At 61.7% G+C, this 26,537-nt stretch carries 31 protein-coding genes and 1 tRNA gene; 10 read left to right on the forward strand and 22 right to left on the reverse strand.

Annotation, left to right across the window (positions count from 1 at the left end; translation table 11 throughout):
- Positions 1-9: 9 nt before the first annotated feature.
- Entirely contained in the window at positions 10-735 is a 726-nt protein-coding gene (locus AC02Y0_RS07750; protein WP_476383366.1) for a pyridoxamine 5'-phosphate oxidase family protein, read from the reverse strand.
- Positions 736-799: 64 nt separating this feature from the next.
- Here AC02Y0_RS07750 and pdxR point away from each other — a divergent pair, with 64 nt between their 5' ends.
- Positions 800-2,203 (forward strand): MocR-like pyridoxine biosynthesis transcription factor PdxR, encoded by a 1,404-nt coding sequence (gene pdxR, locus AC02Y0_RS07755; RefSeq protein ID WP_476383367.1) that lies wholly within the window; start codon positions 800-802, stop codon positions 2,201-2,203.
- A gap of 21 nt (positions 2,204-2,224) precedes the next feature.
- On the opposite strand, the gene AC02Y0_RS07760 is transcribed toward pdxR, so the two are convergent.
- Positions 2,225-2,851, reverse strand: a complete 627-nt coding sequence (locus AC02Y0_RS07760; protein WP_476383369.1) for a TetR/AcrR family transcriptional regulator — start codon at positions 2,849-2,851, stop codon at positions 2,225-2,227.
- Between the two features lie 98 nt (positions 2,852-2,949).
- Here AC02Y0_RS07760 and AC02Y0_RS07765 point away from each other — a divergent pair, with 98 nt between their 5' ends.
- The gene (locus AC02Y0_RS07765) at positions 2,950-3,546 is read left to right on the forward strand and encodes an NAD(P)H-dependent oxidoreductase (protein WP_476383370.1); all 597 of its coding nucleotides are present in this window, start codon (positions 2,950-2,952) and stop codon (positions 3,544-3,546) included.
- 40 nt (positions 3,547-3,586) lie between these two features.
- Here the strand turns inward: AC02Y0_RS07765 and AC02Y0_RS07770 are convergent, their stop codons facing one another.
- The 10 genes from AC02Y0_RS07770 to AC02Y0_RS07815 form a co-directional block, all read right to left on the reverse strand.
- On the reverse strand, positions 3,587-4,336 hold the full coding sequence (locus AC02Y0_RS07770) for a hypothetical protein (RefSeq protein ID WP_476383371.1): 750 nt from the start codon (positions 4,334-4,336) through the stop codon (positions 3,587-3,589).
- A 163-nt stretch (positions 4,337-4,499) separates the two neighbouring features.
- Positions 4,500-6,533, reverse strand: coding sequence for an ASKHA domain-containing protein (locus tag AC02Y0_RS07775; RefSeq protein WP_476383372.1), 2,034 nt, complete (start codon positions 6,531-6,533; stop codon positions 4,500-4,502).
- A gap of 61 nt (positions 6,534-6,594) precedes the next feature.
- Positions 6,595-6,855, reverse strand: coding sequence for a BrnA antitoxin family protein (locus AC02Y0_RS07780; RefSeq protein ID WP_476383373.1), 261 nt, complete (start codon positions 6,853-6,855; stop codon positions 6,595-6,597).
- The gene (locus AC02Y0_RS07785) at positions 6,842-7,129 is read right to left on the reverse strand and encodes a BrnT family toxin (RefSeq protein ID WP_476383374.1); all 288 of its coding nucleotides are present in this window, start codon (positions 7,127-7,129) and stop codon (positions 6,842-6,844) included. Before AC02Y0_RS07785 ends, AC02Y0_RS07780 begins: the two co-directional genes overlap by 14 nt.
- A gap of 54 nt (positions 7,130-7,183) precedes the next feature.
- Entirely contained in the window at positions 7,184-8,158 is a 975-nt protein-coding gene (locus AC02Y0_RS07790; protein ID WP_476383375.1) for a methyltetrahydrofolate cobalamin methyltransferase, read from the reverse strand.
- Between the two features lie 78 nt (positions 8,159-8,236).
- Positions 8,237-9,334 (reverse strand): methylenetetrahydrofolate reductase, encoded by a 1,098-nt coding sequence (locus tag AC02Y0_RS07795; protein WP_476383376.1) that lies wholly within the window; start codon positions 9,332-9,334, stop codon positions 8,237-8,239.
- A 4-nt stretch (positions 9,335-9,338) separates the two neighbouring features.
- Positions 9,339-9,938 (reverse strand): methylenetetrahydrofolate reductase C-terminal domain-containing protein, encoded by a 600-nt coding sequence (locus tag AC02Y0_RS07800; RefSeq protein WP_476383377.1) that lies wholly within the window; start codon positions 9,936-9,938, stop codon positions 9,339-9,341.
- On the reverse strand, positions 9,931-10,233 hold the full coding sequence (locus tag AC02Y0_RS07805) for a virulence factor (protein WP_444557072.1): 303 nt from the start codon (positions 10,231-10,233) through the stop codon (positions 9,931-9,933). The genes AC02Y0_RS07800 and AC02Y0_RS07805 overlap by 8 nt, the downstream gene beginning before the upstream one ends.
- 108 nt (positions 10,234-10,341) lie before the next feature.
- On the reverse strand, positions 10,342-11,130 hold the full coding sequence (locus AC02Y0_RS07810) for a formyl transferase (RefSeq protein ID WP_476383378.1): 789 nt from the start codon (positions 11,128-11,130) through the stop codon (positions 10,342-10,344).
- A complete protein-coding gene (locus AC02Y0_RS07815; RefSeq protein WP_476383379.1) occupies positions 11,130-11,777 on the reverse strand; it encodes an exopolysaccharide biosynthesis protein in 648 nt (215 codons plus the stop codon). Before AC02Y0_RS07815 ends, AC02Y0_RS07810 begins: the two co-directional genes overlap by 1 nt.
- Positions 11,778-12,002: 225 nt before the next feature.
- Between AC02Y0_RS07815 and AC02Y0_RS07820 the strand changes: the two genes are divergently transcribed.
- A complete protein-coding gene (locus AC02Y0_RS07820) occupies positions 12,003-12,170 on the forward strand; it encodes an entericidin domain-containing protein (RefSeq protein ID WP_476383380.1) in 168 nt (55 codons plus the stop codon).
- Between the two features lie 35 nt (positions 12,171-12,205).
- Here the strand turns inward: AC02Y0_RS07820 and AC02Y0_RS07825 are convergent, their stop codons facing one another.
- Both AC02Y0_RS07825 and AC02Y0_RS07830 read right to left on the reverse strand, forming a co-directional pair.
- On the reverse strand, positions 12,206-13,177 hold the full coding sequence (locus AC02Y0_RS07825) for a hypothetical protein (RefSeq protein ID WP_476383381.1): 972 nt from the start codon (positions 13,175-13,177) through the stop codon (positions 12,206-12,208).
- 107 nt (positions 13,178-13,284) lie between these two features.
- Positions 13,285-13,899 (reverse strand): DUF1638 domain-containing protein, encoded by a 615-nt coding sequence (locus AC02Y0_RS07830; protein WP_476383382.1) that lies wholly within the window; start codon positions 13,897-13,899, stop codon positions 13,285-13,287.
- A 37-nt stretch (positions 13,900-13,936) separates the two neighbouring features.
- On the opposite strand from AC02Y0_RS07830, the gene AC02Y0_RS07835 reads away from it, so the two are divergent.
- A complete protein-coding gene (locus tag AC02Y0_RS07835) occupies positions 13,937-14,098 on the forward strand; it encodes an entericidin domain-containing protein (protein WP_102020103.1) in 162 nt (53 codons plus the stop codon).
- Positions 14,099-14,151: 53 nt separating this feature from the next.
- The gene (locus AC02Y0_RS07840) at positions 14,152-14,286 is read left to right on the forward strand and encodes a hypothetical protein (protein WP_281408928.1); all 135 of its coding nucleotides are present in this window, start codon (positions 14,152-14,154) and stop codon (positions 14,284-14,286) included.
- A gap of 27 nt (positions 14,287-14,313) precedes the next feature.
- Here AC02Y0_RS07840 and AC02Y0_RS07845 read toward each other — a convergent pair whose 3' ends face one another.
- Positions 14,314-15,015 (reverse strand): corrinoid protein, encoded by a 702-nt coding sequence (locus tag AC02Y0_RS07845; RefSeq protein ID WP_102020102.1) that lies wholly within the window; start codon positions 15,013-15,015, stop codon positions 14,314-14,316.
- Between the two features lie 270 nt (positions 15,016-15,285).
- Here AC02Y0_RS07845 and AC02Y0_RS07850 point away from each other — a divergent pair, with 270 nt between their 5' ends.
- From AC02Y0_RS07850 to AC02Y0_RS07860, 3 genes are all read left to right on the forward strand, one after another.
- On the forward strand, positions 15,286-16,851 hold the full coding sequence (locus AC02Y0_RS07850) for a trimethylamine methyltransferase family protein (protein ID WP_102020366.1): 1,566 nt from the start codon (positions 15,286-15,288) through the stop codon (positions 16,849-16,851).
- 98 nt (positions 16,852-16,949) lie between these two features.
- Entirely contained in the window at positions 16,950-17,651 is a 702-nt protein-coding gene (locus AC02Y0_RS07855; RefSeq protein ID WP_476383383.1) for a ferredoxin, read from the forward strand.
- 100 nt (positions 17,652-17,751) lie between these two features.
- A complete protein-coding gene (locus AC02Y0_RS07860) occupies positions 17,752-18,495 on the forward strand; it encodes a phosphodiester glycosidase family protein (protein WP_476383384.1) in 744 nt (247 codons plus the stop codon).
- A gap of 10 nt (positions 18,496-18,505) precedes the next feature.
- On the opposite strand, the gene AC02Y0_RS07865 is transcribed toward AC02Y0_RS07860, so the two are convergent.
- From AC02Y0_RS07865 to AC02Y0_RS07895, 7 genes are all read right to left on the reverse strand, one after another.
- Positions 18,506-18,847, reverse strand: coding sequence for a hypothetical protein (locus AC02Y0_RS07865; protein WP_102020099.1), 342 nt, complete (start codon positions 18,845-18,847; stop codon positions 18,506-18,508).
- A 118-nt stretch (positions 18,848-18,965) separates the two neighbouring features.
- Positions 18,966-20,171: an ABC transporter permease gene (locus AC02Y0_RS07870; protein WP_476383385.1), complete on the reverse strand. Its 1,206-nt coding sequence runs from the start codon at positions 20,169-20,171 to the stop codon at positions 18,966-18,968.
- Complete coding sequence (locus AC02Y0_RS07875) at positions 20,161-20,877, reverse strand: ABC transporter ATP-binding protein (RefSeq protein ID WP_476383386.1); 717 nt, start codon at positions 20,875-20,877, stop codon at positions 20,161-20,163. The genes AC02Y0_RS07870 and AC02Y0_RS07875 overlap by 11 nt, the downstream gene beginning before the upstream one ends.
- Positions 20,878-20,885: 8 nt before the next feature.
- On the reverse strand, positions 20,886-22,112 hold the full coding sequence (locus tag AC02Y0_RS07880) for an efflux RND transporter periplasmic adaptor subunit (protein WP_476383989.1): 1,227 nt from the start codon (positions 22,110-22,112) through the stop codon (positions 20,886-20,888).
- Positions 22,113-22,352: 240 nt separating this feature from the next.
- The gene (locus AC02Y0_RS07885; protein ID WP_476383387.1) at positions 22,353-22,892 is read right to left on the reverse strand and encodes a type II toxin-antitoxin system VapC family toxin; all 540 of its coding nucleotides are present in this window, start codon (positions 22,890-22,892) and stop codon (positions 22,353-22,355) included.
- Positions 22,889-23,629 carry a hypothetical protein gene (locus AC02Y0_RS07890; RefSeq protein WP_476383388.1) on the reverse strand — a complete coding sequence of 247 codons (741 nt, stop codon included), beginning with the start codon at positions 23,627-23,629 and terminating at the stop codon, positions 22,889-22,891. Before AC02Y0_RS07890 ends, AC02Y0_RS07885 begins: the two co-directional genes overlap by 4 nt.
- A 114-nt stretch (positions 23,630-23,743) precedes the next feature.
- Positions 23,744-23,833, reverse strand: a tRNA-Ser gene (locus tag AC02Y0_RS07895).
- Positions 23,834-24,149: 316 nt separating this feature from the next.
- On the opposite strand from AC02Y0_RS07895, the gene AC02Y0_RS07900 reads away from it, so the two are divergent.
- Both AC02Y0_RS07900 and AC02Y0_RS07905 read left to right on the forward strand, forming a co-directional pair.
- A complete protein-coding gene (locus tag AC02Y0_RS07900) occupies positions 24,150-25,202 on the forward strand; it encodes a septal ring lytic transglycosylase RlpA family protein (RefSeq protein WP_476383990.1) in 1,053 nt (350 codons plus the stop codon).
- A 54-nt stretch (positions 25,203-25,256) separates the two neighbouring features.
- Complete coding sequence (locus tag AC02Y0_RS07905) at positions 25,257-26,426, forward strand: D-alanyl-D-alanine carboxypeptidase family protein (protein ID WP_476383389.1); 1,170 nt, start codon at positions 25,257-25,259, stop codon at positions 26,424-26,426.
- Positions 26,427-26,537: the final 111 nt, after the last annotated feature.

A 26,537-nucleotide genomic window follows, 5' to 3' on the forward strand; every position in this document is an offset into this window, starting at 1 on the left:
GAGGCGCGTTCAGCCCTCTCTTTCGTAGAGCGCCTGGCTTTCCGTCAAGACCTCATCGAGGCGGCGGCCTTCCTGGAAATGGGCGAGGTGGTCGGGGAAGGTTACGCCCTCGGGCACCTTGGGGCAGATTTCGGGGGCGCGGAGGCGGGTTTCGACCGGGATGATGCCGGCCCAGACGCGGGCGTCGACATCGGCCGGATCATCGGAGACGCCGCCGGAGCGGATCTTGGCGGAGGCCTCCTCGATGCGCATGCCGATGACCATGGTGCCCTTGGCTTCCTGGGGATCGTTTTCGCGCAAGACGTCGGTGCGGCCGGGATAGAAGCGGTCGACGACGGCGTCTAAGGCTTCCGCCTTTTCCTCCGGGTCGTCGATGATATGGGCCGTGCCGAAGCACATGGCGGAGCGGTAGTTGGCGGAGTGGTGGAAGCCGGAGCGGGCGAGTACCAGGCCGTCGAGATGGGCGACGGTGAGGCAGACGGGGATGCCTGTCTTCTGGCTCTTCAGCATGCGGCTGGCGGACGAGCCGTGCCAGAACAGCCAGTCGCCCTCGCGCCAGTGGATGGTCGGCGTGCAATAGGGCTGGCCGTCAATGACATAGGCGACGTGACAGAGGAGTGCCGCATCGAGCACGGCATAGACGGCGTCGCGGTCGTAGGCTGCGCGCTCGTGCAGGCGCTTGGCCCGGTTGCGCGGGGTGACGGGGAAGGTTTGTGGCTCGGGTCTCTCGTTCATGCTTGCCTCCTGACGGCTGATGCGGCAGGGATAGTTGCAGTGATTGGTCCTAAGAAGATCCACCATGCATAAAAATATCCGAACCAATTCCGACTGGTCTGCGAGCACGCCGATGCTGCCAGCGCAGGGGCCAAGGCGGCTGGCGCTTTATCGTTCGCTGCGCGGGCTGATCGAGAGCGGGCAGATGCGGCCCGGCGACAAGCTGCCGACGACGCGGGATATCGCCAATCGGTTTGGCGTGTCACGCGGGGCTGCCGTTGCGGCCTATGAGATGCTGGTGGCCGACGGCTTTGCCGAAGCGCGCGTGGGGGCGGGGACCTATGTGGCCGAGGCCGTGCCGCTGTTGCAGGCGGCGCCGGAGGCTCCAGCCGTCGCGGAGGCGGAAGTGCAGGCGCCGCTGCCCGGCACGCTCGGGTGTTCGACGGCGGACGAGACGACGCTTCGGATCTTCCGGATGCTGATGAACCGGCATCTGACGCAGCCTTCGGCACGGCATTTTCACTACAATGATCCGGCGGGGAGTTATGCGCTTCGGGTGGAAGTTGCGGCTTATCTGAAGGCGGCGCGCGGGGTGGTGTGCGAGCCCGACCAGGTGATCATGACGGCGGGGACGCAGCAGGGGCTGGATCTGGCAGTGCGGACGCTGCTCAAACCCGGCGATCCCGTGTGGATCGAGGACCCGTGTTACGCGGCGGCACGCGAGCTTTTCGAAGGGGCGGGGCTCTCCGTGACGCCGGTGCCCGTCGATGGCGAGGGGATCGAAGTGTCCTCGGGGATTGCGGCGCGGCCGGAGGCGAAGGCGGTCTATGTGACGCCGTCGCATCAGTATCCGTTGGGTGTGACGCTTTCCATGGCCAGGCGGCTTGCCCTGATCGACTGGGCTCGGCAAGCTGGCGCCTATATCATCGAGGATGATTACGATAGCGAGTTTCGCTTTGCCGGGCCGCCGCTCAGCGCCCTGCAGGGGATCGATGGCGAGGGCCGGGTGATCTATCTCGGGACGTTTTCGAAGACGCTACTGCCGGGGTTTCGTTTCGGCTATCTCGTGGTTCCCCGCCATTTGCGTGAGCGGGTGCTGACCATTCGCCGGCTAACCGATCGCTTTCCCTCGACGCTCGCCGAGGATGCGCTGACCGAATTTCTACGCGACGGGCATTTTTCGGCGCATATCAAGCGGGCGCGCAAGCGGGTGAAGGCGGCGCGGGATGCGCTGGTGGAGGCGCTCAGGGATGGGCCTTTCCAGATTTCCGCACCCGAGCAGGGCCTGCATCTTGTGGCGGAACTTGCGCCCGGGGCGGACGATGTTTTGCTTGCGCGACAGGCGCGAGAGATGGGCTTCGGGACCAAGGCGCTGTCGCCGCTCTATCACGGGCAGTCCGGACGGCGCGGGCTTGTCATCGGCTTTTCCGGATTTCCGCCAGAGGTTTTGGGGGCTGCTGCCCGCCGATTTTGCGCTTCGCTCGGCTGACGTTGCGGCACGTCGCTGTTGTCATGCGGTCGAGTTCGGCGATGGCGCGGTCTGAATGGCGCCTGATATCCAGATGTCGAGAAACTGGCCGAGCATGAGCTCGGCGGTCTGCGGCGGTGTGAGCCAGCCGGAAATTTCATAGACGATGACTTCGTGGAACAGCGCCTGCACGCCGCGGGCGAGAAGCTGTGCGCGTTCGGGCGAGGTGCTGGTCGCAGAGCGGGCGGTAAAGAGGGTGGCGACCTGGCCTTCCAGCACGCGGCAGAGATCGAGGAAGGCGTCCGTATGCGGCCCACGGGCGACAGCGGACTGGCTGAGATAGAGGCCAGCAAAGGCGTGTTCGCGGCAGAAATAGGCGAGCCATGGCGAGAGCAGGGCGCGCAGCCGGTCGGCCAGCGGGCGGTCATCCGTGCGGTCGACTTCCGCCTTGCCGGCTTCGGCGAGCTTCTCGATTTCGGTGAGGCCGAGGGCGGCCAGGAGATTGGCCTTGTCGCCGAAATGGGCAAAGACGCTCGATTTCGCCACCTTCGCGGCGGTTGCGATCTGGTCGATGCTGGTCGGCTCATAGCCCTGGCGAGAGAACAGGTCGCGCGCGGCGGCCAGGATCTGCTCGCGGGTCTGGCGGCTGCGGGACTGGCGAAGCTTCATGCACGATTCCTTTTGGAAGAGCCTACGCCAAAAATATCTTGACCGAGGTCATTTTAATCATCATAAACTGACCGCGGTCAAAAACAAGAGGATCCCTCATGTCTTTCCTGTCGCGTGATGCCCAGCCGTCCCGGGTTCTGGTGCTGAATGGCAATCCCGCACGGGACACCCTGTGTGGCGCCATGGCGGAAAGGATCGCGGACGAGGCGCGCAGGCGGGGCCAGACGGTTCGGCTGGTGCATCTCGAGGATCTCGAATTCGACGCCAATCTGCGCCAGGGCTATCGCGCCCGGATGGACTGGGAGCTGGACCTGCAGGCGCTCGCCGAAAGCCTCACCTGGTGCGACCGGCTGGTCATCGTGCATCCGCTGTGGTGGGGTTCGGCGCCGGGCCGGCTGAAGGGCCTATTCGACCGGTTGCTGATGCCGGGTTTCGGCTTTCAGTATATCGAGGGCAAGTCTCTGCCGAAGCCGCTGCTTTCAGGCCGCAAGGCGCGCGTGGTCATCACCTCTGATACGCCGACCGTCTTCCTCAAATGGATCTATGGCAATGGCTGGGTGAAGGTACTGCGCCGGCAGATCCTGGCTTTTTGCGGGTTCAAGGATTTGAAGGTGAAGTATTTCAGCCCGGTGCGCGGGGCAAAGCCGGAGGCGCTGGCGAAGATGGTGGAGGATTCGGCGGGGATTTTGGGGTGAGGGAGCATAGTGACTTTGGATTGCCCTTCTCGGTCTGCCCTCAAGTCGGGCCGCTGACCGGCGGCAGCGGATTTTTCAACAGGACGTCTTCTATTGCCGCCGAAACCCATTGGGTTATCAGCGTACGCGCCTCCCACAATTCCATAGGGCAGCTATGAGGCTTTTTCTTTTGGTTGGGATGGTGCCTATGCGCTGTGTTGGCCGTCTGGGTAAACCGCTTGATTTCGGCCTCAGGCAGCCCTCCGCTTGGCATTGGTTTTAAGGCCTCATAGGCCTTGTAGAGATCAACCCAGTTGGGCTTTCCTTCGAGATAGCGAAGTGCCGCACCGATATCCGGTACAAGCGCTGCCGCTCTCATCCACTCTTGGGGGCGGGAGGGCGCCAGCTTTGACTTGATTACGTTGCCGTTGGCATCCGTAACGGTAAGCTGAATGATGCCCGGTCGGATCTTTAGTGTGGCGGGGAGCGCTTCCAACACATGATGCTTGCGCGGCGGACTATTGTGGACAAATTCCACGATCGCACCGCAGGAAACAGCATCAGCATCAGCATTCTTCGCCATAGCGACATTCAAGGTACAAAGTAACGGCTTAGCGGCCGAATAAACTTCGGATGGTCCCCTCATCTCCTCAAAATTCGATGAAAATAGAACCAGATAGTCGCCCCTTTCGTCGAATATTTCCTTTACATAAGGATCGAATGGTTGCTTCAGCAAGATCTTCCAAGCCGCGAGATCCAGCTCATCGCCCTTCAGCTCAATACCCCAGTTGCCAGTCATGGTGCTTTCCATGGTTATCCTGACGAGCAGCAACACTCGATCGGCAGTATTTGATTAAGCAATCTGAGAAATGAGCGAGTTTAACGTAGACGTAAAGCCTCTAGGGTGTCTCATGTTGTGATTTGCGCAGGGGGCATCTTTACGCGATTGGTTTCGGCGTGACCTGCTGCGCCACCTACTCCCTACTCCTCCGCCGCCTCCGCCCGCCACCCTCGCCATCACCCTCCGCGAGCACCTTGCGCTCCGGCAGCGTCACTGCCGCGGAGAGCTTCGGGAAGGGATCGACCTTGTTGGGCAGTGCCATGGCGTCGATGAAGAGTTGCTGGAAATGCGGCTCGAGTGCCGTTTCGATCTTTTCGATGCGGGTGACGGTTTCCTCTATTTCGCGGCGGTGGTCGCGGTTGAGGAGGGCCATCAGGGCGCCGGTGCCGGCGGCGTTGCCGACGGCTTTGACTTCTGAGAGTTCGCAATCGGGGATGAGGCCGAGCACCATCGCGTATTTCGGATCGATGAAGGAGCCGAAGGCACCGGCGAAGCGGATGGTGTCGACGGTTTCGACCTCGAGCTTTTCCATCAGCAGCTTGATGCCGGCATAAAGGGCGGCCTTGGCGAGCTGGATGGCGCGCACGTCGTTCTGCGTCACCGTGATCTTCTGGGCGCCGTCATGCAGCAGGTAGGAGAAGGTGCGGCCGTTTTCGAGGATGCGGGGGCTTTTGGCCGCCATGCCGCCATCGACGACGCCATCGGTCGAGATGACGCCGGAGAGATACATTTCGGCGACGACTTCGATGATCGCCGAGCCGCAGATGCCGGTGATGCCGGTCTTTTCGGCGGCTTCGGCAAAACCATCCTCGTTCGACCACTGCTGGACGCCGATGACCTTGAAGCGGGGTTCCAGCGTTTCAGGGTCGATGCGGACGCGCTCGATGGCGCCGGGGGCGGCGCGCTGGCCGCAGGAGATTTCCGCACCTTCGAAGGCAGGACCCGTCGGGGACGAAGCGGCAACCGTGCGTTCACGGTTACCAAGCACGATCTCGGCATTGGTGCCGACATCGACCATCAGCATCATCTTGTCCTGGCGATGCGGGCCTTCCGAGAGCGTGGCGCCGGCGGCGTCAGCGCCGACATGGCCGGCGATGCAGGGCAGCAGATAGGTGCGGGCGCCGGGGTTGAGCGATAGCTCGATGTCCAGGGCTTTGCAGGAGATCGCGCCGGAGACGGCAAGCGCGAAGGGCGCCTGGCCGAGTTCGGTCGGATCGATGCCGAGGAAGAGATGGTGCATGATCGGGTTGGCGACGAAGACCGCATCGAGGATGTCGGTTCTGGCGACGCCGCCGGAGGCGCAGACCTGATCGACGAGATCGGAGACGGCCTGGCGGACGGCCTTGGTCATGGCTTCGCGGCCATCGGGGTTCATCATCACATAGGAGACGCGGCTCATCAGATCCTCGCCGAAGCGGATCTGCGGGTTGGAGGCGCCGGAGGAGGCGACGATGCGGCCAGACAGCAGCGAGACGAGATGCATGGCGATGGTGGTCGAGCCGATGTCGCAGGCGATGCCATAGGCTTCGTTGTGCAGGCCGGGCCAGAGCCCAATTACGGTAGGGCGCGAGGTTTCGCTGTCGCGGTGGATGGCGGCGGTGACGGTGAAGTTCTCCCTGCGCAGGATTTTTTGCGCCTGGGGCAGGAGATAGGGTTCGATCTGGAGATCGGTGTAGCCCCAGTCCTTTTCCAGTATGACCTTCATGCGATCGAGATCGCCAAGCGGCTTGTGCATGTCGGGTTCGTCGACCTCGACATAGCAGAGATGGACGGCCGGGTTGCGCTCGATGACGCGGTCGGAGGCTGCCTTGCGCACGACCTGGGCATTGACCACGGCATCCTGCGGCACGTCGACGACGAGATCGCCCTCAATGGTGGCCGAACAGGAGAGGCGGCGTCCCTCGGGCAAAGTGCGGACTTCGGCGTAGCGCTTTTCCTTGGGGCCAACAGGCGAGATATGTTCGTTGGAGGAGGTGACGCCATGTTTGGCGAAATGGCCTTCCTGGACCTCGATCTGGCAGCGCCCGCAGGTGGCTCGGCCGCCGCAGACGCTCTCGACATAGACGCCGAGCGTGCGGGCGGCCTCCAGCACCGAGGTGCCGACGGGGAAATGGCCACGCTTGCCGGAGGGCATGAAGAGGACAAGGGGATCTGCGGTCTCGGTCATCAGGGTCTTTCGGTATGTGGGGGGTGATCCCCGGTGTCATGCTTGTCCGGCCTTGGGCGCTTTACTTGGCAATCGTCTTTTCCAAGGCCTCGCGGATCAGGCGGGTGTAGGGAATACCCCGTTCCCGTGCCTTGGCCTTGATCGCCGAAAGCAGGGCTTCCGGCAGCCTCATGTTCAGTTGTGCCGACTTCTTTTCGAACTCGAACTGGACGGGTTTGAAGTCGGACAGGTCGTATTCTGAAAGGTCTGCAGTGTCGACGAAGGCCTCAGCCTCCTCGTCAGAATGCAGGACCGGCATCTGCTTGCCCTTACCGTTGCTCATAGCGCCTGATCTCCCGTTCGTGCATGTAACGCGCGCTGATAGGTCGGATGAGAATTCCGAGCTCGCTTTCGCGGAAGGTGAAGACGACGAAGACGTACCGACCTTCAGCAGTGGTCCCGATCGCACGCTTTCGGTCTTCACCAACCGTTGGGTCGGGATAGACCGATGGCGTCCTCATGAACACTTGCTCGATTTCCGGTTTCGTCAGGCCATGCCTGGCACATTTCGGCCAGTTGCCGCTGTCCCAATCAAAGCCGGAAATCGATCGCTTCATCTTTCCATACTACACGTTTGTATAGGCAAATGTAAAACGGTGGGAGCTATGCTGTTACTCCGTTGCAGCACCGCCACCGACACGCGCGGCACGGCCGCCGCGGCGGCCGCCGCCGGTGGAGGCAGAGGCGGGGGATGCGGTCGGGGCTGCATGGGCCCCGCCTTCGGCGGGCTTGTAGTCGCGGTAGGTCTTGATCCAGTTGTAGCAGTTCTCGTCGGTGCCGTTCAGCACGTTGGCGGCGCGCACGGCTTCCATTTCCTGCGGGCGGCAGGGGTTCATGATGGCGGACGTCATGCCCGCACCAATGACCATGGGGATGAAGCCGGCATTGATGCCGTGGCGATGGGGCAGGCCGAAGGAGATGTTGGAGAGGCCGCAGGTGGTGTTGACCTTCAGCTCCTCGCGCAGCCGCCGGATGAGGGCGAAGACCTGCAGGCCGGCGGAACCGATGGCGCCGATCGGCATGACGAGCGGGTCGACGACGATGTCATGCGGCTTGATGCCGTAATCCATGGCGCGCTCGACGATCTTCTTGGCAACAGCGAAGCGGACGTCCGGATCCTGGGAGATGCCGGTCTCGTCGTTGGAGATGGCGACGACCGGGACATTATACTTGGCGCAGAGCGGCAGGATGGCTTCGAGCTTTTCTTCCTCGCCGGTGACCGAATTGACCAGCGGGCGGCCCTTGGCGACCTTGAGTGCTGCCTCGATGGCGGCGGTGACGGAGCTGTCGATCGCGAGCGGCACGTCGACGAGGCCCTGGACGATTTCCATGGTCTGGACGAGCAGGCCCGGCTCGGTCTCGTTCGGGTTGACCGAGGTCACACCGGCATTGATGTCGAGCATGGTGGCGCCGGCTGCGACCTGTTCCAGCGCATCCTTGATGACGGTCTCGAAATTGCCGGCCTGCATTTCGGCGGCGAGCTTCTTGCGACCCGTCGGGTTGATGCGCTCGCCGATGACGCAGAAGGGCTGGTCGAAACCAATGATGATTTCCTTGGTGGCGGATGCGACGATGGTGCGGGTCATTTCAGTCCTCCGGTCGATGCCGGCTCTCGCACGGCGGGAATGGGATGTGCCGGCAATTGCCGGGAAAAAGCAATGTGGTCAGTGGGTTTGCGAATGGGCCGCGCGGCCGGCCATTTCCTGCTGGTCCTGGACGGGATCGGCGCCGATCTCGCGCATGCGCTGGGCGGCGATGTCATCGGCGCGAGCATGTTCACGCTTCCAGGGCTGACGGCCCTTGAGGATGCCGGATTCATGCACGATCTCGGCGACATATTCTTCCTGGCGATAGGCCATGACATGTACGCCGGAGACGCCCTCGATCTCCTTCACCTCGTTGATGATGTCGATGCAGAGCTGCTTGCCTTCCTTCTTCTGGTCCTGTGCCCCCTCGAGGCGGGCAATGACAGAATCCGGAATGTGGATGCCCGGCACGTTGGAGCGGATCCACTTTGCGGTCTTAGCCGAGGCGAGCGGGCCGACGCCGACGAGGATGTAGCATTTCTCGTGGAAACCGAGGTCGCGGACCTTCGCCATGTAATCGCGGAACATCGGCACGTCGAAGCAGTACTGGCTCTGGACGAACTGGGCGCCGGCTTCGATCTTCTTGCCCAGGCGATAGGGCCGGAAGTCGTATGGGGGCGCGAAGGGGTTAATGGCGGCGCCCAAGAAGACCTTGGGCGGGGTGGTCAGCTTGCGGCCGGAAAGGAATTTCGACTCGTCGCGCATGGTGCGGACGGTTTCCAGGAGCGACATGCAGTCGAGGTCGAACACGGGCTTGGCACCCGGCTGGTCGCCGGCCTGTACGCCGTCGCCGGTCAGGCACATGATGTTGGCCACGCCCATGGCGGCAGCGCCCAGCACATCGCCCTGGATCGCGATGCGGTTCTTGTCGCGGCAGGCGATCTGCATGATCGGGGCATAGCCCATGCGGGTCAGAAGCGCGCAGATGCCGACGGAGGACATGTGGCAGTTGGCGCCTGACGCGTCGACCGCATTGATGCCATCGACCCAGCCATCGAAGACCTTGGCGCGCTCATACACATCTTCCGGGTCGGCGCTGTCCGGCGGGTTGAGTTCAGCCGTGACGGCGAATTCGCCGCGGCGCAGAACGCGCTCCAGGCGGCCGAGCGAGGAATGGCCGGGCAGGGGATCGAGCGGCAGGTGGACGCCAAGCGGATTTTCGTCGATCTGGGCCATGCTCTCAGACTTCCTTTGCCGTCTGTTTTTCCCGCTCGGCGGCGGCTTCTGCCGTGACGCGCAGCCAGGAGGATGTTTCGCGCAGCGACTGGTTGACCGGCTTCTGCACCTTCAGGATCGCGTCACCGGCGACCATGTTGCGCGAGCCGTTCCAGGCCTGGACCCAGACGCAGGGCATGTCGGGCTCGACCTCGCAATTGCCATTGGCGCGCACGCCGCCGCAGGGGCCGTTGCGCAGCTGCTTGGGACAGTTCATCGGGCAGGACATGCCGGTCGAGGACAGCACACACTGGCCGCACATGCGACAGTCGAAGAGAAGCCCCTTCACATTGCGCTCGACGAAGGTGACCGGGGTCTCGACGCGGTTATAGCCGAGCTTCTTCCAGACCGGATGGAGGAAGAGGAAGGCATTGGCGAAATTGCGGTAGAACCATTCGAGGAAGCGCGAATTGCGGACCGCCCAGAGGCGGATGGTATAGGAGCGGCGGGCGCGGCGGTTGGGCGAAACGCCGGCCGGTGTGAAGGAGCCGGTCTTTGCCTTGGCGGCCGGGGCGGCATTGCCCTTCTTCGGCGGGCCCGGGTCAACGAGTACTGGTTCAGCCATTGTCGCGGCCTCCGGCATGGACGAGGGCGACGAGGCGGGCCTTGTCGTAGGCGGCTTCGATTTCTGCGGCAGCGGTTTCGGCCTCGGCTTCGAGGTCGTCACCGACAGGGACCGGATCGGCCTTGCGCCAGTCGGCGAGATAGGCGTCGGTTTCAGCGGCGCCTGAGCGCATGGCGGCCATGTCGATCGCCTCGGTGAAGCGCAGCGAGAGCTCGCGCTTGGCCGATTTGCGACCCTGCTTGACGATGACCTGAGCGGGAATATCCCGCCAGAAAACGACGATCTTGTCTGCCATGCCACTCTCTCCCTTTGACGGCAGAATGCACGGGGGGCATTCGCCGGACTGCGCTTTTCACGACGTCGCTTGTCGCCAAAAACGACGCTGCTGCGAGTCCCGGTGTTTTTACCAGATTCGCCGCGTGACGCCGCACCAGATCCAGGACCAGAGCGTCGGCGGGAAGCGGAGCGCCGAGGGGCCGTCGGGCGTCCGCGGAGCAAGGCGACCGGCAAGCGCGTCTTCGAGGGATCGTCTGGTGATGTCGAGGGAAGCGATGGTCATTAGCAGCGGGTAGGTGGAGATGAAATCGGCTGATGCAGGCCGGGTCCGAACCTCGTAGAGCGTGCCGCCGGTGTCTGTGCCGGCATCAACGAGATGGAGCGTGGCGCCGAAGTTCTCAGCATCGTTTTCGCGCAGCGACCAGTAGCCGCCCATCTGGCCGCGATAGTTGGGATTGATGCCGGCATGCAGGTTGATGACCGTGCAGGGCATGGCCGCGAGTTGCTTTCCCGACATGAGGCGGGTGGAGACGAGCAGGACGGCGCCCGGGCCGATCTGCTCGATCAGGTCCTTGGTCTCGGCAGCATTGATCGAGGTGACGGGGTGGATCGGGATGGTATCCGGCAGCGCGCGATCGAAGCCGTGGCGGCTCAGCAATTCTTCGACGCGGCGGTCGGCGAGGCGGCGCAGAAGACGGGCGGCGACCATGGTGCCGAGCTGGCCAAGTGCGGCGACCCAGCCCAGCTTTCTGGCGCGGCGGCGGGTGATCTCGCCCTTGCCCTCGGCATTTTCCAGGATGACGTGAACATCCATGCCGGATTTCACGAGATGCTGGACGACGATGGTCGGATTGAGGCCGCCGGCGGTCATGACGACCACCGGGCGGCGCATGGTGTCCGTGACGGTTTCAGACATCAGACGACGAGCGAGACGACGGCGACTGCGGTGTAGACGACGAAGCCCGCGATCATCAGAGACAGGATGCCGATGACGCAGCCGGCGAGGACGCCGAGGCCATCACGCTGGGAATGCGCAAAGCCGAGGACGGCAAGCGCAAAGGCCGGCGGCCAGTTGCCGAGCGGGATCGGCAGGAAGACGACGATCGCAAGGATCAGGGCCAAGACACCGATCACCCGTTCGGCGAAGCGGCTTTCAAACAGCCAGAAGCGCGGGATGACCAGCTTTTCGGCCCAGCGCATCCAGGGAACGAGACGCTTGACGATCGCCTCGAATGTCTGCGGCTCGACGCCGTAATCGCTGACGATGCGCGGAAAGAAGACCCGGCCACCGGGGGACATTGCCATCTGCCAGGCGACGAAGACCAGCGGCAGGCCGAGGATGAAGGTGCTGCCGGGCGGCAGGGGCACGAGATTGGGGAGCGCAAAGACCAGGAGGAAGGCGCCGAAGGAGCGGTCCTGAAGGGCGATCGCGATGTCGCGGATCGTCACCTTGCGCTCCGTCGTGCGGGCCAGACGGACCAGAAGGTCCGAAAGGTTTTCGGGATGATTGTGTTCACGCGCAGTGACGAGACCCGCCACCCATGTTTCCGCCCTGTCGGTCATGCCTGATTCTCTTGGTTTTTGTTGACCTAGCCCCAAGTTTGCACGGGGATATTACAGGGGGATTAAAAGCCGGCTGGGTCGCAGTTCACGCTTTTGGGAATGGTGAAGGGAGGGTGAAGAAGGGGCTGTTCCGACCAGCGATTCATCGACCTAACTGGCTGCCTTGATTTTTCCACAGGCGCTTGGCACTAAGTTCGCCTTGTTTTGATCAGACGGGGAATCAGAATGGCTGTCGTTTCTCATCGTTTGGCGGGTGTCTTCGCCTTCATCATCGCCATGACACTCGGTCTTTCGTCTTGCGGCAATACGATCCGCGGCATTGGCAATGATCTCGGAAACGCCGTCGATGCGACGCAGGATGCAGGCCGCAGCGTTGCCAATTCGGTGCGCTAGTTGCGAAACGAAAACTGTTGGGGGCACCGATGTGGTCAGGAGATAGAGTATAAAACCTTGTCCGCTAGCATGCGGAGCGAGGAGACCTGAGCCCTGTCGGGGGTTTCAATGTCACCGTGAGCTATATCGTTACGCAAGTCCTTCAAAGTCGAAAAAATTTCACAGTCAGCCCCAGTAATACCCGGCCAGATATTTTCTGCGCAAAATTGGAATTTCTTGGAAAGGTCTCTTATTTTGGAGTTCCTATTTGGTGCGCGTTCGAAGGTTTGGTGCGTCAGCACCTCCAAGGCGAGAAAAACATAGATGAAGCTTTTGAGAGTATCTCTCTCGTTGCAGCCTAACCAGAAAAATCTCGCGCTACGCGTTGGAACGGCTCTTGAAGTTCTATCGATCGAGTTGACCAAGGTTTCGTATTGTCCAGACCCTAAGGCTCGGTTTACGCGAAGTTCAGCCTGAACGCTGATGTTGAATGGTCTAATGATCTTCAAATCGGCGGAAACTCCGACGGTTGCCCGGTCAATTTCTCGAATAATTGGCGCTTCAGTGTATCTTGATAACGCCACTAATGCAGACGACATAACCAGAGAGCGCAGATTCTGCTCGCATTCATCCAGCAGGGCCCGGGTGTGCTTGAAGCAGTCGTAGGCCTCAATTGATGTTTCGCTTTGAATAGCAAACGTACACATGTCCGTCTGAGGCTCAGGCAAGTTTAGAACTAGCAGGGCGTACGGGCCTTTGCAGTGGTGTTCTTTCTCCCAAGCGACAAGGTCATCAACCCAATCATCATCACACAGACTTCGGCAGATTTCGTTGGCGTCTCGGGCAAACCCGACACTGAAGTTCAAATCTTCAATGCTTGATGAATATCTGGCGACACCGCCGTCAGGAAGGTTGATCCCTTCAATTGAATACATGATCATACGTCTGAAACGGGCAGTGATTGCCAACGGCGGCTCTAGCTTAGAAAAACCCATTGCATTGAGTGCATGATCTGAAATTTGAACCATTTTAGGAGCCTACGGCGTTTCGTTCCCGCAGAGATTGCATTTGATGGCCCGTGAGATCAAGCGTCTGCGTGTAGGTTCCGTGCGTTGAGTCCTGCGAGGACTGGAAGTCAGACGTTCCGTGCTGCCGCGACGAGTTCGGGCTGGAGATCGCCATAGCCGGTGAAGCGGTATTCGTAATCCAGCTTCAGATAGTTTGCCGCCCATTTGGCCTTGGCTTGCAATTCGGCGTCCTCGGTCTGGGCGAGGTAGACGATCTTCGTGTAATTGCCGAAGACCATGTCGCGCAGTTCGGGATGGCGGTCGAGCTTCAGAGGTTCGATGACAAAGGCCTCGAACTGGCGGGTGATGAGATCCGTCAGGTAGAAGGCGGTGAATTCCGTTTCGCATTCGGCGAGGAATTTTTCCGTGCCGGTGAAGAAGGCGTAGCAATGCGGGCCCGAGAGCCGCTCGATGCCTTCCTCGCGACAGATCTTGTCGACTTCACCCTGGGTGCCGCATTCCGCATAGCCGATGAAGATGTTGTCGTGGCCTGAGGCCCGGGCTTCCGCGATTTTTTCGCGCAAGGCAGGTGCGATGCGGTCTGGCCAGACATGCCAGATGGCGGGCAGGCATTCGAGCGTCAGATGGTCGAGGCCGTTGAGGGCTTTTACGGCCAAAATCTCGCGCGCAATCGCGCCGCACGCAATCACGTGAACCTTTTCCGATTTCGCGCGTTGTTCCATCGCAATCCACTCGTTACCAGACAGAAGGTACATTCACATGATGGCGAAAAAACTGACAGTCGGCGCAGCCCTCGTTCTCACCGTCTTCGCACTGTCGTCTTGCGGCAATACGATCCGCGGCGTTGGCCAGGATGCTGCAAATACCGTTGACGCGACGCAGAACGCTGCGAACAACGTCGACGCAGCCGCCTCCCGCTAAGCGCATTCGCGCGGGGACACCGCTTTGAGCGCAGCTATATCAGGAGAGGGAGCATGACGCTCACGACCATCGCAAAGGCCAGTGCCATCTATATGCTGGCGGCCATCCTGTATGCCGGCGGGCATGTTGCCTGGCAAACCATGGCAACGTCCCCTCAGGGCGAGTATTACGCAGAAGCCGGCCTTTAAAAGGGCCGGCTTCGCCGTTTTCAGACCTCAGGCACGGGCGCCCATGCTGTTGTGCTTGCGGCTGATGAATTCCTTGGCCGTTTCCACCGCCACAGCTGCATCGCGGCAATAGGCATCAGCGCCGACGGCCTTGCCGAATTCCTCGTTGAGCGGCGCGCCGCCAACCAAGACGACGTAATCGTCGCGAATGCCCTTTTCCTTCATCGTGTCGATCACGACCTTCATATAGGGCATGGTGGTGGTGAGCAGCGCCGACATGCCAAGGATATCCGGCTTTTCGCGTTCCAGAGCTTCGAGGTAGTTTTCGACCGGATTGTTGATGCCGAGGTCGATGACGTCGAAGCCAGCGCCTTCCATCATCATGCCGACCAGGTTCTTGCCGATGTCGTGGATGTCGCCCTTGACGGTGCCGATGACCATCTTGCCCTGCTTCGGGGCGCCGGTTGCGGCGAGAAGCGGGCGCAGAATTGTCATGCCGGCCTTCATCGCGTTGGCCGAGAGCAGAACTTCCGGCACGAAGAGAATGCCGTCGCGGAAATCGATGCCGACGATGCGCATGCCTTCGACGAGTGCCTGGGTGAGGATGTCATAGGGCGCCCAGCCGCGTTCGAGCAGGATGTTCGTCGCTTCTTCAATCTCTTCCTTGAGGCCGTCATAGAGGTCATCATGCATCTGCTGCACGAGCTCTTCGTCGGAGAGTTCGGAAAGAATGATGTCGTCTTCGGCCATGGTGGTGCTTCCCGCTTCTTTTTCAACGCGATTCCGGTCGCGCCGGGCATGAGACTGCCCGATCGAAAGTTAAACCTCAAGTTCGTGAAAAACTCTTTTCGATTACGACGCGGCGGCAGTGAAAAGCGACGGTGGCAGACAAGTGATGGAAAAGCCGATGTCTGCATGACGCAAGTCGTTGGCGCATAAAGGATGGTTTCACAAGCGGATTGGATTAGCATAATGGAGGAGAGAAGCAGCGCGGACGAGCGCTCGAGCGAGGAAGCAGACATGGACGACATCACGGCAGAACCGGGCGCAGGCCGCCGCCAGCGTGGCGAAGGACGAGGGGCAGCGGCCCGAAGGGCATCGCGCAGCGGCGGCGGTGCCGGTCCGTCGATGCCTTACATCACCCGCAAGATTCAGCCGTACAACGTGCTGGACGAAGAAGGCCTTCAGCTGATCGAGCGCAATGCCGACATCGTGCTGGAGGAAATCGGGATCGAATTCCGTGAAGACGCGGAGGCGCTGGAGCTCTGGAGACAGGCTGGCGCCGACGTGAAGGGCGAGCGGGTGCATTTTCCGAAGGGTCTCTGCCGCGAACTTCTGAAGACTGCACCTTCCGAATTCACTTGGCATGCCCGCAACCCTGAGCGCAGTGTGCGGATCGGCGGCAATGCCACCGTGTTTGCGCCGGTCTATGGCTCGCCCTTCGTCCGCGATCTCGAAGGCGTTCGTCGTTATGCGACGCTTGAAGATTTCCGCAACTTCGTGAAGCTCGCCTATATGGCCCCGTCGATGCATTCGTCGGGCGGCACGGTCTGTGAGCCGGTCGACATTCCGGTGAACAAGCGTCACCTCGACATGGTCTACAGCCACATCAAATATTCCGACAAGCCGTTTATGGGCTCGGTCACGGCACCGGAGCGGGCGGAAGATTCGGTGGCGATGGCGAAGCTCGTTTTCGGTGACGACTTCGTCGAAAACAACTGCGTCATGCTGAACCTGATCAACGCCAACTCGCCGATGGTTTTCGACGAGACCATGCTCGGTGCGGCGAAGGTCTATGCCCGCCACAACCAGGCTTCGGTCATCTCGCCGTTCATCCTGTCGGGCGCCATGAGCCCGGTGACCGTGGCCGGCACGCTGACGCAGATCCTCGCCGAAGTTCTGGCGGGTGCCTCGTTTACGCAGCTGATCCGGCCGGGCGCGCCTGTTCTGTTTGGCACGTTCGCCGCTTCGATCTCGATGCAGTCGGGTGCACCGACCTTCGGCACGCCGGAACCGGCACTGGTGTCTTATGGTGCCGCCCAGCTTGCGCGTCGCATGGGTTTGCCTTTCCGTACCGGCGGTTCGCTCTGTGCGTCGAAGGTTCCGGATGCGCAGGCGGCACACGAGAGCGCCAATACGCTCAACATGACGCTGCTTGCCGGTGCAAACTTCGTTCTGCATGCGGCCGGTTGGCTCGAGGGTGGTCTCGCCGCCTGCTACGAGAAGTTCATGATCGACCAGGATCAGCTCGGCATGATGCAGAAGATGGCACAGGGCGTTGATCTGACCGAAGACGGCCAGGCGATGGACGCGATCCGGGAAGTGGGTCCGGGCGCGCATTATCTCGGCTGCGCCCACACGCAGGCGAATTTCCAGACGGCTTTCTACCGCTCGGCGCTTGCCGACAACAACTCCTTCGAACAGTGGGAGATCGAGGGTCGCAAGCGCATCGAAGACCGGGCCAACGTGCTCTGCCGTTCGTGGCTCGACAGTTACGAGGCCCCGGCACTCGATCCTGCCATCGACGAGGCGCTGCTTGCCTATATTGCGAGCCGCAAGAATTCGATGCCCGACGCCTTCACCTGAAAGGGTCCCGTTGCCAGGGAGCAAGGCGGAGCCAACCAGGTTGCCGACATGATCCAAGAGGAGGTCTGGCGACCGCATTACAAGATCGAGGGGCCGCGATGAGCGGCCCTTCGGGCGTTTTGGGCAGGCTCGATGCGGCGCTGGCGGCATTCGGTCTGTCGTCTCGTGGGGTGGTGCGTTTCGGCGAGCAAGAGCAGGGGCCGTCTTTGGCTGACGGCCGGCCCGCGGCGGCTGTCGTGCTGATCGGTATTGTCGGCGGTGCGATGTGGCCGGTGTTCGACGCCTGGCGTGCGACGCAGATGGACGGGGGCGGATCGGATCCGCTCGATCGCTGGTCGAAGATCGTCATCGACGGCGTGGCCGAGGAGATCGGGGCGGTCGCCTGTTGTCCGTCAGAAGCGCCTTACCAACCGTTTCAGGCATGGGCGATGAAAGCGGAAGGGCTGAAAGCCTCGCCGCTCGGGATCCTCATCCATCCGCGCTTTGGACTGTGGCACAGCTATCGCGGCGTGCTGCTGTTTGGAGAGTGGGACGAGGAGGTCGAAACGCCTGTAGCGTTCGCTCATCCCTGCGATCGCTGTCTGGAGAAGCCTTGCCTGTCCTCCTGTCCTGTCGATGCCATCACGCCAAGCGGCTTTGATGTCGCCGGCTGTCGCCAGCATCTGGCGGGTCCTGTGGGGCAAAGGGGCTGCATGATGTCAGGGTGTCTGGCGCGCAACGCCTGTCCGGTCGGGACCGAATACCGCTATCCGCCGGAACAGCTTGGTTTTCATATGCAGGCGCTGAAACTCCCCGCTTGAGGGACACTGGTGATTTCGGTGATATCCGGTTTGCGGCCTTCACAATGTCCGGAATCATCGCCAAGAACGGGTTCACTCAAGGACCCGTGGAATTCCCTGCATGCGCAAGAGCCTTTCTCTCCTCGGCCTTCTGACCGGCCTGCTGCTGCCCTCGCTGACCTTTGCGGCTTGCGAGCAGATGCGCGAGGGGGCCGCGACCTATCTTGCCTGTCGCTTTGATCCGACGCGGGAGGATATACGCCTGCATCTCGGAAGACCGGATGGTGCGGCCTATGGCGGGTTTGTCGGCCTTCGGCGTCAGCTCTGGGCGGAGCGGCGGGTGCTCACCTTTGCGATGAATGCCGGCATGTATCACGATGATCTCTCGCCGGTCGGTTACTTCGCCGAATATGGCAAGGTGCTGAAACCGGCGGTGACCGGCGGCGGATGGGGGAATTTTCACCTGCTGCCGAACGGGGTCTTCCTGATCAAGGGCGGCAAGGCTTCCGTGATGGAGACGAAGGCCTTCGTCGCCAGTGGCCTAGTGCCGGATTTCGGCACGCAGTCCGGGCCGATGCTGGTCATCGACGGCAAGCTGCATCCGAAGTTTCTGGCCGATAGCGACAGCTTCAAGATCCGCAACGGCGTCGGTGTCGACGACCGCGGGCAGGTCCACATGGTCGTCTCACGGGTGCCGGTGCGCTTCTATGATTTTGCGGTGTTTTTCCGCGACCGTCTGGGTGTGGGCAACGCGCTCTATCTCGACGGGACGATTTCGAGCGTGTTCATCGCTGAGGACAAGCGGATGGACCGGCTGTTTCCCATGGGGCCGATCCTCTCGGTCAGCATGCCGATCCCGCAGTAAGACTGGGGGGTCAGACGGCAGCTTTCGGATAGGCGCGTTCCAGGCCGCCGGAGCGATTGAGGCCGGTGCGGAACGAGGCAAAGGCCGGATGCTGGCTGGAGCGGGCGGCTTCCATCAGGCGGATCTGGAGACGGGCCGGGGCATTGTCGCCGATCCATTCGCCTGCGCGCTCGAGCTTCAGCGAATTGAGAAAGCGGGCTTCCGAGGCAATCTCCAGATAGACATAGAGACCCTCGAGCAGGGCATCGTCCTGGGCCGGGTTCTCGAAGATCAGCTTCAGGAAGGCCTGATCCGGCTCCTGCAGGGAGGCGATCTTGGCAGCGACGGTGTCGCGATCCGGAAAGGCGGACATGGGTTCACTCCCTCACATGGTCAAGGCTACCGGACAGGGGCAGGCCCCGATCCATTAGGATGAGCTACACCACAACAAGTTTGCCCGAGGCTTGCTGCGATGATGCAACGGCTTGGCGTCACTCGTGGCGGAGAGCATCGATCGGGTTCATCTGGGCGGCGCGGCGGGCGGGGAAATAGCCGAAGACCATGCCGATCGCCGCCGAAAAGGCGAAGGCGAGCAGGATGATCGAGGGGCTGGCGACGAAGGGGACGGACATCAGGGAGACTGCCGTGTAGGCGATGCCAAGGCCAAGCGCGATGCCGACCACGCCGCCGAAGACGGAGAGCGTCACGGCTTCGACGAGGAACTGCATCAGCACCTGACGCTCGACCGCGCCAATTGCCAGCCGGATGCCGATCTCGCGGGTGCGCTCGGTGACCGAGACCAGCATGATGTTCATGATGCCGATGCCACCGACAAGCAGCGAGACGGCGGCGACTGCTCCGAGCAGGCCGGTCATCAGTGTCGTGGTGCCGGTCAGGGTGGCTGCCATCTGGGTCATGTCGTTGACGGAAAAGTCGTCGTCTCGGCCGGCAACGATCTTGCGGCGTTCGCGCAGCAGACGCTCGACATCGGCCTGGACCTTTGATGTCGAGACGCCGTCTTCCGCCGACAGCATGATGCTGGAGACATCCGTCGAGCCGCCGATACGGCGCTGGAAGACCTTGAGCGGCATCATGACGACATCGTCCTGGTCGCTGCCCATGCCGCTCTGGCCCTTCTTGGCGAGAATGCCGATCACCTGGCAGGCGACATTGCCGACGCGGATCGTCTGTTCAATGGCGGGCGTCGAGCCGAAGAGCTTGGAGCGGACGGTTTCGCCGACGAGGCAGACGGCCTGACCGCCGCGCTCTTCCGACGCCAGGAAGGTGCGGCCCGACGCCAGTTCCCAGTTTTGCGCGATCAGGTAATCGTCTCCAGAGCCGATGATCGAGGTCTGGCGGCTCTGGCCGCTGAAGATGACGGTCTGGCTGGACTGGTTGATGGCGGCCACGGCGCGCAGGCCGGGGATCTGCTCGCGGATTGCCTCGATGTCCCTGATGGTGAACTTCTTGGCGTCGGTTGCGGCACGGCCCGGTCCAAACTGGCCGGGGCGAACGAAGAGCAGGTTGGTGCCGAGCTTTGAGATCTCGCTCGTGACCTGGGCCGTCGTGCCGTTGCCGATCGTGACCATGGCGATGACGGCGGCAACGCCGATGACGACGCCGAGCACGGTGAGGAAGGAGCGTAAGAGGTTTCGGCGGATGGCGCGCAGCGCCAGTTTAAGGGTTTCACCGAACATGGGCACGTGCCTCCTCGATCCCGCTGTCGGACTGGATATGGCCGTCGACAAACCGCAGGGTCCGCTTCGCATAGGCGGCGATATCGTCTTCGTGGGTGACCATGATCACCGTGATGCCGTGGTCGCGGTTGAGGCCGGTGATGAGTTCCATGATCTCGCGGCTGGTCTTGGTGTCGAGATTGCCGGTCGGTTCATCGGCAAGCAGAACGGCGGGGTTGGTGACGATCGCGCGGGCAATCGCCACGCGCTGCTGCTGGCCACCGGACAGTTCCTGGGTGGTATGGTTTTCGCGGCCGGCGAGGCCGACCTGCGACAGCGCCTTCAGCGCCCGCGCCCGCCGTTCACGCCCGTCCATGCCGCGATAGACCAGCGGCAGTTCGACATTTTCGACGGCCGAGGTGCGGGCGAGCAGGTTGAAGCCCTGGAAGACGAAGCCCATCATGTGGCGGCGGAGCAGGGTGTACTGCGCGCGATCAAAGCCTGATGTGTCGATACCTTGAAAGAAATACTGGCCTGATGTCGGCACATCGAGGCAGCCGAGGATGTTCATGGCGGTCGATTTGCCGGAGCCGGACGGGCCCATGATCGCGACAAATTCGTTGCGTTCGATCGACAGGTCAACCCGGTCGAGGGCGCGGATGGTTGCCTCGCCGCGTCCATAGACGCGGGAGATCTGGCGAAATTCGAGGAGCGGGGAGGAGGCCATGGCGCGCCTTAGCCGTTGCGGACGGCCTGGTCGGTGATGACCTGGTCGCCTTCCTTGACGTCGCCCTTGACGACGACCGTGTTCTGGCCGTCGGAGGCGCCAATCTCGATGTTGACGGCGACAGGTACGCCGTTGCGCAGCAGCCAGATGGTGCGCTCGCTGCCCTCGGGTTCGGGCGCACTTTGCGGCGCTTCGCGAGGCGGGCGGAAGAGGCTGAAGACGCCGCTGCCGCCGCCGGTGGTCTCCGCCGCGGTGGTGGCCGGCGGGGAATAGCGCAGGGCGGCATTGGGGATCAGCAGGCCGTTCTTCACCGACTGGACGACGATATCGGCGGTCGCGGTCATACCCTGGCGCAGCAGAAGATCGTCATTGGAGACAGAGAGAATGCCCTTGTAGGTCACGACGTCGCTCACGGTTTCGGCAGCGTAGCGGATCGAGGTGATCTCGGCGGGGAAGCGCTGGTCGGGAAAGGCGTCGACCGTAAACGTGGCGGCCTGGCCGACGGCGACCTGACCCACATCGGCCTCGTCGATCGAGACCTGCAGCTCCATCTGGCGCAGATCGCCGGCCAGGGTGAAGAGCGTCGGGGCTTCGAGCGATGCTGCGACCGTCGCGCCGGTGTCGACATCGCGCGACAGCACAATGCCATCGATCGGCGAGACGATGGTCGCCTTGGACACCGACAGTTTCGCCTGTTCGAGGGCGGCTTCTGCAGAGATGACATCGGCTTCGGCGCTCTGGCGCGCGGCGGACGCCGCCTGGTACGTGTATTCGGCGGTGTCGAGATCCTGCTGGGTGGAGACGCGGCTGGAGACGAGCGTGGTCTGGCGGTCGAGCTTGGACTTGGCGGATTGTTCGTCGGCGCGGGCCTTGGAGACCGAGGCGCGGGTGGACGCGAGAGCCGCCTCCTTGGCCTTCAGGTCGGCGTTCAGCTTGTCGGTGTCGAGGCGCGCCAGCACGTCGCCCTTCTTCACCTCGCTATTGAAATCGGCAAGCACCTCGCGGACCGTGCCAGACTGTTCCGAGGAGACGTCGACCTGAACTGTCGGCTCCACGGAGCCGGTTGCAGTGACGACCACGGTGACATCTCCGGGCTTCAACTCGGCGGTGGTATAGCTGACGGTGGTTCCGCCCGCCGACCAGAGATAGGCACCGTAGCCGAGGCCGACGATCGCGAGCAGACCAAGGAAACGCAGGCCCCAGCGGGCCTTTGGCCGCGCGGCGCTTGCGAGCATCGCCTTCAGCTCTTCCGTCTCGGACGAGGTCTTGGGGTTCGGGTTTTCGATCACGTCTGCTCCGTCTCAATCATTCTGCTTCACCGGACCTTGGACCAGGCCGGCGCCCAGGCCCTTGATCGGTATCAAGGGCATCAGGTTCCATGGCTATGCAGATAGACTTTCGGCGGGGAAAGGACAGTGAAAGATTGGTAAGGTTGGGAGGAGGGCAGGCCGCGCGCCCGCTAGAAGGCCCAAGTTTTAGCGGTCTGAAGGTTCAACTAGCGGCAATGGCATTTGCGGATCGCTTGGAGGCAGCGGCAGGCCGCCAATTCCGATCGTTTCGAAACCGAAGTCCTTTCCGAGCTTCCGGAGATGTGGATCATCTGAATAGACGGTGTCGGCTCGATGTACCTTGGCGACGGCTGCAATCATCACATCAAACTTTAGCTTAGAGCGGGCGTCACCACCCACCGGCTTGATGTCACTCGACATTAGCTGCGCCAACATAGCGCCCGCCTCCACTGCGGCGCGTTTGCCGAAGTCAGCAATAACGACACAGCGCTCTTTTTCGAGAATCTGAAGATATTCCGGCCCGGCGGTGCCCGCTCTTACTAACACCTCGGCAAGGACCGGAGTTGGCACGATAACAGTCGCCTTCGAGCGTTCCAATGTCTTGAGAAGAAAAGCTACACGAGCTCCACATTCAGTAACGCGTTCGCCTGTGATGGGATCAATTGGAGGCGATGTTCGGTCGTTCAGGAGGAACAACAAGACGCTCGTATCAATGACTGCGCTCAATGAGACACCTCGCCATTTCCACGTTCACTCAAAATCAATGCTACCGGATCCAGTTCCTCAACCCATCCGTTTCCGCCCACTTCTCTTAGCTTTGCGAATACCTCACCAATGGGATTGTCGTCGAGCGGTTCAAAATCATTGATCCTAAAGCCCCTTAACTCCCACTCACCTGTTCCAGAACGTTCCCAGGTCCCGACCCCTTGTACTCTGACATAAGAGCCGAGGAAAAACGTGGCCATCTTTCTCGCCAGTTCACGACTGGTGGTGCAGCGGCTGTACGTGCGGTCTCCATCCATCAACGTTACATGAATCGTTTCGTCTTTGCCGCCTATACGGACGATCTGCCCGTCCAGGAACCCTTCCTCTTTGAAAGGACCATAACACGGTGGAACTGGGCGCTCGCGCCCCATGAAGGAAATCAAAACGTTTCCGGCGCCGTCGGCGAGAGAACCCGTTGCGTTGTCGGCAGCAAGAAGCTCATCGATCTTCCGAAGTGCTTTTTGGAGATCACCGTTTGCGTCGCTATTGATAGACGCCAACCGTACCTCCACCTTCTTCGCAGCACTGAAATCAATTTTTGCGTATACCTCTACCGATCCTTCCAGAACTTCGGAGAGATGGACGTGCTCATGCTCGCCGAAGACACGAGCGAGTTCCGTGATGTATTCAGCCAACCGGCTCATCGGAATCGTGTCGGGCGTAAAAGCCTCATTGATCTTGAAGCAATATACAGTCATGGCAGCCTTCTTTGGAGGCAAGCTTATCATATGGGAAATCGGACAAACATCATGAAAGTCCAGATGTTGCCCATCAGTTAATGGTAGGCCATGAAAAGTAGAACAAAAACGGCATGGCGGAAGAGGTGGGATTCGAACCCACGGTACGGTCTCCCGCACGCCGGTTTTCAAGACCGGTTCCTTAAACCACTCGGACACTCTTCCGGACGGGTGCGTTATGCGCAAAGCCGTCGAACTTGGCAAGAGTGATTGTCGCTTGAAAAGTGGGTTCAGGTGGGGAGCGCGTGACCTCGCTGAGGTCCAATTCGGCAATCGGATCCGGCCCTCGCTTCATTAACCATGCGCTAACCATGATCGCAGCTTTGTGGCGCCTTGGATCGTTCAAATTGTGACTTTTCCCATTTTGGCCATTTTTGCACAGGCTTCATTGCGCGCAAGTGAGCGGGGCATGGGGGCCTCGCAGATGGGGCGCGATGTCAGCATGCCCCGCTGATCTGAAGTGGGACAGATGCAGTTTTCGATGCGTGGCCTGATGGCCAATTCGGGGAAGTGGTTCGGACTGGTGTTGCTCTGCGCCTTCACCGCCTCCTGTTCGACGACCAAGACGGCCGAGAAGCCGAAGCGGTCGAAGGAGTATTTCGCCGAATCGATCTATGGCGTGAAGGCAAGCCCGCGTCTCGTCGCGAGCGGTCCGGTTCCAAAGGGCGGCGGGCGCTACATGGTCGGCAAACCCTATGTGGTGAAGGGCAAGACCTTCGTGCCGAAGGAAAATCCCGGCTATGACAAGGTCGGTGTCGCCTCCTGGTATGGCGATGCCTTTCATGGCCGGATGACGGCGAATGGCGAGCTCTATGACAAGGAGCATCTGTCCGCGGCCCATCCGACGCTGCCACTGCCGAGCTATGCGCGGGTTACCAATCTGAATACCGGCAGCTCCGTCATCGTGCGTATCAATGACCGTGGACCTTTCCACAAGGGCCGGATCATCGACCTGTCGCGCAAGACCGCCGACATGCTGGACATGAAGCATAGCGGCACGGGTGAAGTGCGGGTGCAGTATATCGGCCCGGCACGCATGGACGGGCATGACATGCCCTATCTCATGGCGTCCTATACGCGGAAGGGTGATCGCGGCCCGGTCGTGGATCCGGGTGGCCAGATCGCATCGGGCGTGATGGTCGCGTCGAACGACACAGCCACACCGCAATACCAGCCGCCTGTCGCCACAACCTATCAGACAGCACTGTCCGGCTCGACCCCGAGCGGCGGGGCGGCCAGCCAGACGCTCGACGCGCAGCTTCTGATGCAGGGCGGCCAAGGCGTTGCCGCCGGCGGCGTGGTTTCGGGCGAGAGCTTTGCAGCCCTTCCGGATTTCGGGCCAATGCCTATGCCGCGTCCGCATCACATTGATGGTTACGATGGTTCGGGTTATGCGGCGGCCTATGTCGAGGCCGAGCCGCAGGCTGGCGCGCTTGCCTTCGATGCCATTCTCGTGCGCAATGACAGCCTCACCGAGCACTCGATTCTCTCCTCGGTCGCCAAGGGTGGCATCAAGCTCTCCAGGGGGCGCTGACCGCCCCGGCGGCGGCACAGGAGAGGCCGTGTGCCCCGCAGCTGAAGTGTGATCATGCGTCGTCCTTTTCCCGTCCTGCTGCTCGTCTCGATCCTTACCCTTGCAGGGTTTGCCGCCCAGGCGCAGGCTCCGGCCACTTCTGCTCCACAGCTGATCGAGACCAAGGCTGCCCAAGTCTATCTGGTTGAGGCCTCGACCGGCACGGTGCTGCTCTCCAAGGGCGAGCGGCAGAGTTTTGCGCCGGCATCGCTTGCCAAGCTGATGACGCTGGAAGTGGTGTTCGACGCGCTGAAGAAGGGCGAGATCCGGCCCGATACCATCTATCCGGTTTCCGAATATGCATGGCGGACGGGCGGCGCGCCGTCGCGGACCTCCACCATGTTTGCGGCCGTGAAGAGCCAGGTGCCGGTCGCGGATCTGGTCAAGGGCATTGCCGTGCAGACGGCGAATGACGGCTGTTTGATCATCGCCGAGGGCATGGAAGGCTCCGAAGCGAAGTTCGTCGAGCGGATGAATGCCCGGGCTGCCGAGCTTGGGCTTGCCGACAGCCGCTTCGGCAATGCCACGGGCCTGCCGCATCCCGACAACCGCTCGACGCTCTATGATCTGGTGAAGCTGTCGCGGCATCTCGCCTCGACCTATCCGGATCTCTACCAGACGTTCAGCCTGCCGGAATTCGAGTGGAACAAGATCCTGCAGCGCAACCGCAATCCTCTTTTGGGCTTCGGCGCGGATGGGCTGGGGACCGGCTTTGCCGAGGGCAGCGGTTTTGCCATGGTCGCCTCGATGGAACGGGGCGGGCGCCGGCTGTTCCTCGGGGTGAGCGGGATCGCGACCGACAAGGAGCGGACGGATGAGGCGCTGCGGCTGCTCAACTGGGGTTTCGACAGTTTCGAGATGCGCACGCTGTTCAAGGCCGGCGAGGTGATCGGCGAGGCGAGCGTCTATGGCGGGGCGCAGTCGACGGTGCCGCTGGTGGCGGCCGCGCCGGTCGAGGTCTATGTGCCCGTCAACAATCCCGAGCGGCTGCAAGCGCGCATCGTCTATCGCTGGCCGCTCAATCCGCCGGTCGCGGCGGACCGTGAGATCGCAACGCTCAATATCCTGTCGGGCGACCGTCCGCTGGTCAGCGTGCCGCTGAAGAGCGCACAGGCCGTCGAGGTGGGGACGCTGCGTCAGCGGGCCTGGGATGCACTGATCGAGTTCCTGTTCTTCTGGATCTGACGAAAATCTGCAGCGCCCGGGTGCTTCACGGTTTCGCTTGAGGTCATCTTGGGTTAGAGCCGTAGGCAAGCCCGCAAGGGCGCAATCTGGAACGCCGCTGGCGGGAAGAAG

The organism is Allorhizobium sp. nf9_anc (genome assembly GCF_056323085.1).